The following is a 1,379-nucleotide window of genomic DNA, read 5'->3' as shown; positions in this document are numbered from 1 at the left end:
CCTCCATTTCCCCTGGCTCTCATCCCGACGCTCACCAAGCACGGGTAGAGCGCGGGGCTTCCCGCCGAGAAGCTAATTTCTCGATTCCCTTCGCGATGGTTGGCAATCAACTTGCACCTTCTTGCCCAAGTCTGTGTTTTCGATTCATTCCTCTTTGTCGATTCGGGCCATCAACGGGTCATTTTGTGGGCTTTATCCACCCCGGATTGCACTCTCGGCGATCGCGGCTTTTTTTCAGCGGCGGCTATGAGAGCTTAGGTAAGCCATTATCTTGGCTTTCTCGATCCGATCGCGCGTCGGGGAAGGAGGAAATAAAATAAATGTAGAGACGTTGGGAATAACGTCTCTACAGGAAACCGAATCGGGTGTATTTAAGGAGAAAGGGTGGGAAGGAAAAGGGCGATCGCACGAGACGACTGAGCAACCCGGGATGGTCATCGCTTCAGCGAATGTGACATACTCCCGACACCGATGCAAGCGCTTGGTGCGGGCTTCTCCCACCGTCAGGGTTTGACCACTGGCTACCGAGTTCGAGTTATTATAGTGAGGAAACGCCGGACCCCACTTGAAAAATCTACTCCATTAAGGAGGGTTGCTTTTTTTGAGGGCCTTCTATTTCAACTTCGGAAACTGCGGACTTGCGGGGGATGCCTACCGGTCAACGCCGATAGTCGGTAGAAAGCCTACGGATCGGGGGAAAATCAACCCTGCAATTCTTAAGCCATTATCGCACTACTCCCTCGGTTTTCATCCCGATGCTGACCTCCGCTACAGGGCGGGGCTGAGCGCTAAGCAAGCTAAACTGCTAAGGATAAAAACCACGCAATTAAAGACCCGAAAATGAATGCGAGAAACACACCAGCTTTCAAAAATGGCGTCTGCGATCGCGCAGTGTCTAGCTGGGCTTCTAAATTCGAGCGCTCTGTCTCGGACAGTTTCAGTTGCGATTCCACTTCGCTGCGATCGCCTTGCAGTTTCGCCAGTTCCGATTCTATCTGCGATCGCTGCTCTTGGGTTCTCAACAGTTTCTCTTGCGTTTGCGATAATTCCGACTGCATTTGCGACTGCGATCGGTGAGAGTCTGACAACTGCGTTTCTAACCGCGATTGCTCTTGTCGCACTTGCGCCACTTCTTCTCCCATTTGTTCCAGTTGGCTTTCTAGCTGCGATCGCTGCGCTCTCTCGCTTTGCAACTGCTCTCGCGCTTCCTCCAGTTCCGCTCCCACATTCTCCTTCTCTTGACGTGCTTGCTCTAACTGAGTGCGACTCTCTTCCAGTTGCGAACTCAAATTCTGGTTCTCTTGACGCGCTTCACCCACTTGAGATTGCAACTGTTCGGCTCGTTGATTGCCTTGCTCTAATTCGGAGCGCGCTTCATC

The 1,379-nt window shown here is 52.2% G+C and carries 2 protein-coding genes; one reads left to right on the top strand and one right to left on the bottom strand.

All coding sequences use genetic code 11. The features are described from left to right. Positions 1 to 271 precede the first annotated feature (271 nt). Positions 272 to 514, top strand: a complete 243-nt coding sequence (locus AC0QH1_RS25510) for a hypothetical protein (RefSeq protein ID WP_324634244.1) — start codon at positions 272 to 274, stop codon at positions 512 to 514. 283 nt (positions 515 to 797) lie between these two features. On the opposite strand, the gene AC0QH1_RS25505 is transcribed toward AC0QH1_RS25510, so the two are convergent. Then, positions 798 to 1,379 (bottom strand): hypothetical protein (locus tag AC0QH1_RS25505; RefSeq protein WP_442957366.1); only part of this gene is annotated, 582 nt, incomplete at its 5' end.

This window comes from Phormidium sp. CCY1219 (genome assembly GCF_055795085.1).
The sequence above is the reverse complement of the archived record's forward strand: the minus strand, read 5'-3'. Positions and strand labels throughout refer to the sequence as shown.